Source organism: Paenibacillus sp. OT2-17, from assembly GCF_009827695.1.
Taxonomy (GTDB): Bacteria; Bacillota; Bacilli; order Paenibacillales; family Paenibacillaceae; genus Paenibacillus; species Paenibacillus polymyxa_B.
The window spans coordinates 1-9,244 of record NZ_WUDQ01000118.1; the positions used below are offsets into that span (position 1 = coordinate 1).

Below are 9,244 nucleotides of genomic sequence, written 5' to 3' on the forward strand. Positions count from 1 at the left end.
TGATAAATATCCCTTTTTATTATTCCAATTCCCTGGTTAATGATATACAATAAACTCGAGCGTAATTACTAATATATTCATATAAATGAATATAAATAACAAAAAAGGAAGGAAGTTTATCAATGAAAAAAATGTTGTTAACTTCATTAGGCCTGACACTTATGTTAAGTACTTCTGCCAGTGTCGCTTTAGCCGAAAAAGCAAATTCTGTACCAGTAGCAAAGGAATCAACTCTAACCTCTGTACTTGAATATAATGAACAGGAGCCAAATGATAGTTTTGAACAAGCTAACTATTTTTTATAGGTGATGCTGTCATCGGTACCCTTGGTAAAGAGGTTCAAGGAGGCTGGGAAGCCTACGATGTATTTAAAATTAAGGTTTTTAGATCGAACGAAGTTCAGTTTATAATTGAAGGCGACCAATACCCTGATTCTTGGATGGAACTAACTCTTTACGATAGTAATGGTAAACGAATTAAACGTTCAAAAAACGCCCAATATTCTTTAAATGCTGATCTTGAAAAAGGTAAGGAATACTACCTAGCTGTCGATGTACCAGGACTTCAACCTGGAGGAAAGGTATTCGACTATAAAATCTCTACTGAAGTTATAAGGTAGCCTAAATAAATTTATGTAACTTTCCAAATAGTTAAATTATTATTTACTGCCTGCTGTTGTGTTGGATACATACAAAAGGCGCGTACAAAAATCAAAAAACTCTAACTACACCAAGAGCCTAGCCCCTTTTTTAAGGGGCTAGGCTCTTTTTTAAGATCATGCAATTGGTACACTCTGTTATTTCACATTACCCTTGTCTTACGACAAACGTGAGCTAAAGTCCTCGTAGGAGAACTGACGGATTACCTTAATGCCTTCTTCGTCGTTGTAGCTGGCGATGGCTGGCAGGTTGACTCCGTTGAACATGTGGTTTTTGACCATCGTGTAATGGGCCATGTCGCAGAATACAAGCTTGTCTCCCGGCTTCAATGGCTCTTTAAAGGAATAGTCTCCAATCACATCTCCAGCCAAGCACGTAAGTCCACCAAGTCTGTAGGTGTAAGCATACTCACCAGGCTTGCCTGCATCAATGATATTCGGGCGATATGGCATAGCCAGCACATCAGGCATATGACATTCAGCCGAAGTATCCAGAATGGCAATATCCATTCCGTTTTTCATCGTATCCAATACGGTAGCCACCAGATATCCAGTATTCAAAGCGATAGCTTCGCCCGGCTCCAGGTAAACCTGTACACCATATTTATCCTGAAAATATTGGATGCAACGTACCAGCGTGTCCAGATCATAGTCTTCTCTGGTAATATGGTGACCGCCGCCGAAATTGAGCCATTTCATGTTCTTAATGTATGGCCCGAATTTCTCATCCACGACTTTAATGGTGCGCTCCAGCGTATCTGAATTCTGCTCACACATCGTATGAAAATGAATACCATCCACGCCATCCAGATCCTCAGGTCTAAAGTTAGCCAGGGTCACACCCATTCTGGAGTTGTTGTAGCAAGGATCATACAACGGCGTTTCGATTTCCGAATATTCCGGATTAACTCGAATGCCGATGTCGATTTTTTTGGAAGTTACGCCTTGCACTCTGCTTTTGTAGCGTTTCAGTTGATCAAAGGAGTTGAAAACAATATGGTCAACATATTCCAATAGCTCATCAAATTCACTGTCTACATAAGCAGGTGCGTATACGTGAACTTCCTTGTCCATTTTTTCGCGACCGAGTCTGGCCTCGAACAACGAACTGGAGGTTACGCCTTTTAAATATTTGCCAACCAGAGGAAAGGTCGAAAACATCGAAAATCCCTTAAGAGCAAGCAAAATACTGCAGCCTGTCCGCTCTTGAACGGAATTTAAAACCTCAAGATTTTTGACAAGAAGTCTTTCGTCAACAAGATAACAAGGTGATGGAAGTCCTGTAATATCAATATTCATCGCAGGCCTCAATCAAGCAACGTTGGCGTAAAGTTCTCTTGCCATGGCAATCCGTGTTTATTTAGTGCTTCCATGAATGGATCTGGATCAAATTCCTCAACGTTGTAAACGCCTGGTTTTTTCCAGATACCTTTGATAATAAGCATTGCGCCGATCATAGCAGGAACACCAGTTGTGTAAGAAATGGCTTGGGAGCCAACTTCAGCATAACATTCCTCATGATCACAAACATTGTAAACATAATACGTTTTTGGTTTTCCATCTTTCACACCTTGGATGATGCAACCAATGTTCGTTTTGCCTTTTGTTCTTGGTCCCAGAGAAGCCGGGTCTGGCAAAATAGCTTTTAGGAATTGCAGTGGAATGATTTGTTGTCCTTCGTAATCAATAGGCTCGATCGAAGTCATGCCTACGTTTTGAAGTACATTCAAATGATTCAGATAATTGTCCGAGAACGTCATCCAGAAGCGGATTTTTTTCACGCCTTTAATATTCACTGCAAGAGATTCCAGTTCTTCATGGTACAAAAGATATATATTTTTCGGTCCAATTTCAGGAAGGTCGTATACCTTTTTCTCAGAAAGTGGCTCAGTTTCAATCCATTCTCCGTTTTCAAAGTAACGGCCCTTCGCCGTAATTTCACGAATATTGATTTCCGGATTAAAATTAGTTGCAAAAGGATATCCGTGGTCCCCTGCATTCGCATCCACAATATCAATCGTATGAATTTCATCAAAGTAGTGCTTTTGAGCATAAGCCGTAAATACTCCAGTTACGCCTGGATCAAAACCGCTGCCCAGCAGAGCTGTAATTCCTGCTTTTTCGAATCTTTCTTTGTAGGCCCATTGCCAGCTGTATTCAAACTTCGGCGTATCCGGCGGTTCATAGTTCGCCGTATCAACGTAATGAACACCTGTCTCAAGGCAAGCATCCATTATCGTTAAATCCTGATAAGGGAGAGCCACATTGATAACTACATCCGGTTGAAAGCTTCGAATCAAGTCAATGACCATGTCGGTGTTGTCAGCATCAAGCTGAGCCGTTTGTATCTTCGTACGACCTCCACCCAGCTTCTCTTTAAGCGCATCGCATTTCTCAACAGTTCTGCTTGCGATACAAATTTCTTCAAATACATCTGGGTTTTGGCAACATTTATGCACCACAACGCTGGCCACGCCACCGGCGCCAATAATCAATGCTTTTCCCAAAATAAATAACCTCCTTATTCCATACGCTAATCGCTAATCATTCTTGCAAACAAAATGATTATAAAGACATCCCACCAAATAATCAAGAAAAACGACAATTTGCTGTATCAAAATTCACAGGAGCATGTCACAAAAACTTTACAAATCCCAAAATTAGGCATAAAAACTTCGTAAAGTGAGCAGAAAACAAACATTACCCCATACATACCAGGGAAGTCAGCACGCATTTAACGGAAGTTTTTTTGAATATAATGCTCATAGCCCTAAAGAGTTAATATTATCTTATTTCTAAACAAAAGACCACCCCTCCGCATCCTATGAAGAAGATTCATGTGGGGGTAAAATTATGGGCTGATAACGTAATGCCTCATCTACGATCTCTGCCGCACTCAAATCACGATCATCCCAGTAGATCAAATTACTGATCCCCGGATGGGGCGTATTTTGCATCACTATGGTCAGCATGCTGTCGATTTCCTCTTCTGTTCCCTCATCTCTGATGATTTTTTCCACCAACTGTATAAGCTCACTTCGGTTTAAATTTTGGAGTTCCTCGCTGGCTCGATCCAGACTCATGTAATCGCCCTCCTTTGTATTGAGTATGATCGGCATTGTGTGGCCCATCCTTTTTCTGTAAGCGCTATATGACCTATTATGGAGCTTTAAGAAGCGTTTATGATAAATAAAGCCGCCCCCAGTATGGGAACGGCTCTATACAGTAAAGCTTTTTAAACCATGATTTTGCAAATATCATTCGTGAATTCAACCGGATCTTGCAGCGGCAAGCCTTCGATCAGCAAAGCCTGATTATACAGTAATGCCGTATAGAGGTTTACTTTCTCCTTATCCTCGGCAAAAGCTTCTTTCAAAGAGTTGAACACCGCATGGTTTATGTTGATTTCCAGCACTTTATTCGCTTTGACATCGGCGTTATTAGGCATAGCGTTCAAGATTTTCTCCATCTCAATCGTCACTTCGCCGTCTGCGGACAGACATACCGGATGTGTCTTCAAGCGCTTGGAGGCTTTAACACTGGATACCTTGCCTTCCAGCAAGCCCTTCATGTACTCGAACAGCTCTTTGTTGTCGTTTTGTTCTGCTTCTGTTTCTTTCTCGTTTTCGTCAGGCTCAATGCCCAGATCGCCGCTCGATACAGATTTGAATTCTTTCTCTTTGTAGCTTAAGAGCATTTTAATAGAAAACTCATCAATATCATCGGTGAAGTACAGAATTTCGTAGCCTTTATCGGCCACCATTTCGGTTTGCGGCAGTTTTTCAATACGCTCGTTGGACTCGCCGGAAGCATAATAAATATACTTCTGATCCTCTGGCATACGTGATACGTATTCGTCCAAAGTAACCTGCTTTTTCTCTGTAGAAGAGTAGAACATGAGCAGATCCTGGAGAGTTTCTTTATGTCTTCCGTAATCGTTGTAGACACCAAATTTCAATTGTCTGCCAAATGATTTGTAGAATTGATCATATTTCTCCCGGTCATTTTTGAGCAAGGTCAGCAATTGGCCTTTGATTTTGCTTTCGATATTTTTGGCAATCAGCTTCAGCTGACGGTCATGCTGCAGCATTTCTCTGGAAATGTTGAGTGACAGGCTTTCGGAGTCAACCATACCTTTGACAAAGCTAAAATAATCCGGCAGCAGGTCAGGAGATTTTTCCATAATCAGCACACCGTTGGCATACAACTCCAGCCCTTTTTCATATTCCTTGGAGTAGAAATCAAACGGGATATTTTCAGGAATAAACAGAATAGCTTGGTACACTACCGCGCCATCCGCGCTGACGTGGATATGCTGGAGCGGCTTGTCGTAGCCATAGCGTTTTTCCGCATAGAAATTTTGATAATCCTCGTCGGTCAGCTCGCTTTTGTTTTTTCTCCAGATAGGAACCATGCTGTTGATACGCTGTTCTTCTTCGTAATCCTCGAACTCGTTGTCGCTTCCCTCTTTCAGACGCTTGCCTGTAATATCCATTTTAATCGGATAGCGGATAAAGTCGGAGTATTTTTTAATCAGTGCTTTTAAACGATACTCGTCCAAATATTCGTCGTAGGACTCATCTTCGGTGTTTGCCTTGATTTTCAGAACAATCTCGGTTCCAACCTCGTCCTTCTCAGCTGCTTCAATGGTATACCCGTCTGCACCTGTGGATTCCCATTTATAAGCAGTATCACTTCCCAAAGCCTTGGTAGTCACTGTAACCACATCGGCTACCATAAAAGCTGAATAGAAGCCGACGCCGAATTGACCGATGATGTCATGACCATCCTTGGATTCATTTTCATTTTTGAATGCCAGCGAGCCGCTCTTAGCAATAACACCCAGGTTATTTTCTAGTTCTTCCTTGGTCATACCAATCCCGGTATCACGCAGGGTTAGCGTTCTGTTATCCTTATCGGCAGTTACTTTGATATAATAATTTTCTTTGTCAAAGACCAGTTGATCATCCGTCAATGCTTTGTAATAAATTTTGTCAATCGCATCACTTGCATTGGAGATCAGCTCTCTTAGGAAAATTTCCTTTTGCGTGTAAATCGAGTTAATCATCATTTCTAGCAGACGCTTGGACTCAGCCTGAAACTGTTTTTTCTCCATTCGGATATCTCCTTTCAGATATGAACCTATGTAAGGCCAGCAGATATGAGCTATGCAAACGATTCAACTTTGTTAGCACTCCCATCATTCGAGTGCTAGCCTACCTTTTTTATAACATTCCTCATTTTTTATGTCAATATCTCGGTTGGCTGAGCAGTAAAATTACATTTTAGGAAATCGCTAGTGTCTAATGTGCTTAAACATCACGTTAAACATTTCGACAGAAGATGGAAACAGCCCCTGTACATGGGGAAGCAGATTACTCCTGATCCGCAGCTCATCCTCATTCAAATGCTGTAGGTCTTCATGAAAGAACCAAACAATAGGATAATCGCCGTCCTTATGTCTGCTGCCTGCATTTAAACAAACGGGACCCTGGTCGTCCTCTGCTATTGCAAAAGGAATGTAGCCTGCTGATAGCAGAGGTGACCATTGATCGAGCAAATCATAAAATGCCTTTAAGCCCTGACCTACAGGCAGACGTGGAAACTCAACAAACGTACAATCGCTCCAGTATACTCCCGGAATGGATTCATTATCGAATTGTAAAGATACATAATGGTAGGACATGATAAAACTACTCAGCAGGGGCGGTAGCTCAAAATGGTATTTTTCCTCCATCTCCCGAACTTCCTGTTCAGTAATCTGCGAAGGGAGAGGCTTCCACTTGATCCATCCCTCCTCGTCGACATTCCCATCACGCATTTCAATCGGTACATTTTCTTCCACATCCATAAAAAAGGCTTCATCCATCTGAGCAAATAGTTCCTTCATGGATGTACGAATATCCGCTTTCTTGTCCATGTCCTCACACCTCTTTCCTTTCTATTCACATTTTGCATCATGGGTTAATGCCAAATGCCCTCTATCTGAAAATAGCATTGTAATCATGTGTTACTACACTTTTTAAGTTCAGCTTATCAGAACTTGCTTTTATCACCATTTGCGGAATATTAGTATTACCAGCGCAATGGCTCATAGTTCCGCCAGATCACCCAACGCGCTGTCTCGTGAATTCGCGCGGTGCCAATGCTATATTCATCCTTCGTGCCGCTCTGCAAATCAATCAAATGAAGCATACCGCCATACGTTCCAACCGCCAACATACCTTCATCAGGTGTAACTGCCAGCCCGGATATCGTACTGCCGACAAAATAGCGCCAAAGTTCACGACCCTCCCTGTCAATCAGACGGAGATAACCGTAGGCATCACCCAAAATAGATCCTTGTGTCAGCGCTGTTGCAGCGTATACTCGCATTTCTTCATTCATTATCGACCATTCTTCCTTATTCTGAGCAAGACCCTGCTCCACCTCAGCAATCGACACTTGAATGGTGGCACCGTTGTAGAAATGACAGGCATTGTACCAGACGTCCAGATCATCTTTGGAAAATAGAGCATAATGCGGATAACTAGAACTTGGCTCCAATGTATGCACCGTCTTATCGGACAGATCCATAAGCATATGCTCACTCATCTGGCTGCCGTAAGCGATCCAGCGTCCATCCCTCGACACAGCTCCATGAGCCATATCCACAATCGTATCTTCCAGCTCTAGTTCTCTTCGTTCAGACGCCTTAGGATGGATCAAATCCACCTGATCACCAGCCAGCAAATAAACGCCGTAACCACAAACCAGCAGAAGTCGCTGTCCATCGCCAAACGGAATCACTTCATCTAATATATCCTCAGGATGCTCCTCATCTCCCAAGCACTCCAGATCAGGAATGGATGCTTTTAAGCGTCCTTGTATATCCTTCCACTGAAAATGTGCTGTCTCTTCTCCTTGCAGATTTCGGTCCGGTTGACGAACAATACGAATCCCCTGTCCATCCACCAACGCAAAATAAGTCCCGTCCGGCGAACAGCCTACTCGATGCAGTCCGGGGATTTGCAAGATTCCATCTTTTCCCGTCACATAGATCGTCCCACGTTCCCGAGGATTGCCCGCATGTACAATGATTTCATTGCCTCCATTCACAAAAGCTATCGGCCTAACGGCTTGCAAAGCCTCCTCGAACGCTGGTGTAAGCGACCAAGACGCGGCTGGAATTTCTCGACGTAACTGCTCCATTTCACCAGCCTGATTTGCCTCCTGAATCATACGAAAAATATCTTTAGCCATCTTGGGGCGTTCGTCCTGCTTTGGCTCTGATTGCTCCTGCTGCCATTCACTTTCCATGCCGACTCTGATAAATTCATTCACATCTGCGGCATACCTTTTTCCTTCCTGTCGCCACTTTGCTGCCATTTCATGATTCAACCAACTCATTTGCTTCCCCCATCCAGTGTATGTATGCCCTGTTTGTTCTACAGGCTTTGTTCATTATGTAAGGTGGTTTCTCACCTTTGTCAGCACAGACCACAGGTCTGTCACTGCCTTCACCTCTTCATAGTCCAGATAGGCATCTCGTTTGTCATAGTATTTTACCGCCATAATCACCATCTGAAGCGTCACTGGCTGTCCAGCAGCCTTAAGGACTTCTACAATACTTTCGAAGGTCGCCAACTCAAACCAGGTTTGAACCTGACGATCCGGCACCCACTTGGGAATATACTCGTCCTGTTCGTTGGTTACGGCTGTACCCTCCTCTGCACATTCCTCTAGCCAATGCTCATCCCAATAATAAATCGGTGTGTAAACAGGGTCCTGATCCCATTGATCCACATTCACATATAACCAGTTATTATGCAGTTGCCCCACGCTACGCACCAATTCCTGTAATCCTTCAAATACACGATAAGACGGGCGCTCTCTGCGACGGTAATCCTCAAGTCTTGTCTCATACCTGCTCATCTCCAACCTCCCGCTTCCTATATCAGCTAAACACTCAAAATTCGCATAACATACATTTACAACTTATAAAACCCGATATAATTACAAGCACCTCGTAAAGTGTCAAGACTACATAAGGAGATTGATCTATTCATGAAAAGAATCACCGCACTTGTTATCCTGTCCTTGCTATTACTTGTATCCCCGATCTACGCTGCTGCCCCAGCACCTATGCTGGTCTATGTGGACCAGAGTAACCACTCCTTCATCCCGCTTCGTCTCCTGAACAGCTATGAAGGGATCACACTCAACATGACGGCAGCGGACAAAAAAATAGAAATTGCGCAAGGCAATACTCGGATTACCCTATTTGCCGGAAAATCTACTGCCAAAGTGAACGATCAAACGGTCCGTTTGCAAAATGCTCCTTTTAGCGATAATGGTTCGACCTATGTACCCTTGCAGTTCATCAGCCAATATCTAAACCTGCAAGTCTCATGGCAAAAGGAAGCCTCAGCTGTACGCATTAAGCAGGGTACAACGTCCGTCACGCTTCCGGTACTTACCGGTAAGCTACCTGGAAATACTACACCTATTACAACGGCTCATAAAAGCTTCAAGGTCGGATCTCGTACCTTTTCCGCTAAGGTGGTCACCATCTCTATGCTCCATCCCAAGTTAAGCCTGGATGTG

General features: G+C 43.1%; 9 protein-coding genes. 2 read left to right on the forward strand and 7 right to left on the reverse strand.

Annotated elements, in window-relative coordinates; genetic code table 11:
- Window positions 1-122 precede the first annotated feature (122 nt).
- Window positions 123-305, forward strand: coding sequence for a hypothetical protein (locus GRP75_RS29770; protein ID WP_237449050.1), 183 nt, complete (start codon window positions 123-125; stop codon window positions 303-305).
- A gap of 512 nt (window positions 306-817) precedes the next feature.
- Here the strand turns inward: GRP75_RS29770 and nspC are convergent.
- The 7 genes from nspC to GRP75_RS14320 all read right to left on the reverse strand — a co-directional run bounded on the left by nspC (window position 818) and on the right by GRP75_RS14320 (window position 8,572).
- The gene (gene nspC / locus GRP75_RS14290; RefSeq protein ID WP_013309650.1) at window positions 818-1,957 is read right to left on the reverse strand and encodes a carboxynorspermidine decarboxylase; all 1,140 of its coding nucleotides are present in this window, start codon (window positions 1,955-1,957) and stop codon (window positions 818-820) included.
- Between the two features lie 8 nt (window positions 1,958-1,965).
- Window positions 1,966-3,165 (reverse strand): saccharopine dehydrogenase family protein, encoded by a 1,200-nt coding sequence (locus GRP75_RS14295; protein ID WP_013309649.1) that lies wholly within the window; start codon window positions 3,163-3,165, stop codon window positions 1,966-1,968.
- A 315-nt stretch (window positions 3,166-3,480) separates the two neighbouring features.
- Entirely contained in the window at window positions 3,481-3,741 is a 261-nt protein-coding gene (locus tag GRP75_RS14300; protein ID WP_023987968.1) for a bacteriocin immunity protein, read from the reverse strand.
- Between the two features lie 152 nt (window positions 3,742-3,893).
- Entirely contained in the window at window positions 3,894-5,774 is a 1,881-nt protein-coding gene (gene htpG, locus GRP75_RS14305; protein WP_053325133.1) for a molecular chaperone HtpG, read from the reverse strand.
- A 180-nt stretch (window positions 5,775-5,954) separates the two neighbouring features.
- Window positions 5,955-6,578, reverse strand: coding sequence for an SMI1/KNR4 family protein (locus GRP75_RS14310; protein WP_160789622.1), 624 nt, complete (start codon window positions 6,576-6,578; stop codon window positions 5,955-5,957).
- Window positions 6,579-6,733: 155 nt separating this feature from the next.
- Entirely contained in the window at window positions 6,734-8,047 is a 1,314-nt protein-coding gene (locus tag GRP75_RS14315; protein ID WP_160789623.1) for a PQQ-binding-like beta-propeller repeat protein, read from the reverse strand.
- Window positions 8,048-8,101: 54 nt separating this feature from the next.
- Window positions 8,102-8,572, reverse strand: a complete 471-nt coding sequence (locus GRP75_RS14320) for a DUF7716 domain-containing protein (protein ID WP_053325130.1) — start codon at window positions 8,570-8,572, stop codon at window positions 8,102-8,104.
- Window positions 8,573-8,704: 132 nt separating this feature from the next.
- Between GRP75_RS14320 and GRP75_RS14325 the strand changes: the two genes are divergently transcribed.
- Window positions 8,705-9,244 (forward strand): stalk domain-containing protein (locus GRP75_RS14325; protein ID WP_237449051.1); only part of this gene is annotated, 540 nt, incomplete at its 3' end.

What these genes read in the sequence shown, in the direction of transcription:
- GRP75_RS29770 (WP_237449050.1), top strand. Translation starts at nt 123, where the DNA reads ATGAAAAAAATGTTGTTAACTTCATTAGGCCTGACACTTATGTTAAGT.
- nspC (WP_013309650.1), bottom strand. Translation starts at nt 1,957, where the DNA reads ATGAATATTGATATTACAGGACTTCCATCACCTTGTTATCTTGTTGAC.
- GRP75_RS14300 (WP_023987968.1), bottom strand. Translation starts at nt 3,741, where the DNA reads ATGAGTCTGGATCGAGCCAGCGAGGAACTCCAAAATTTAAACCGAAGT.
- htpG (WP_053325133.1), bottom strand. Translation starts at nt 5,774, where the DNA reads ATGGAGAAAAAACAGTTTCAGGCTGAGTCCAAGCGTCTGCTAGAAATG.
- GRP75_RS14310 (WP_160789622.1), bottom strand. Translation starts at nt 6,578, where the DNA reads ATGGACAAGAAAGCGGATATTCGTACATCCATGAAGGAACTATTTGCT.
- GRP75_RS14315 (WP_160789623.1), bottom strand. Translation starts at nt 8,047, where the DNA reads ATGAGTTGGTTGAATCATGAAATGGCAGCAAAGTGGCGACAGGAAGGA.
- GRP75_RS14320 (WP_053325130.1), bottom strand. Translation starts at nt 8,572, where the DNA reads ATGAGCAGGTATGAGACAAGACTTGAGGATTACCGTCGCAGAGAGCGC.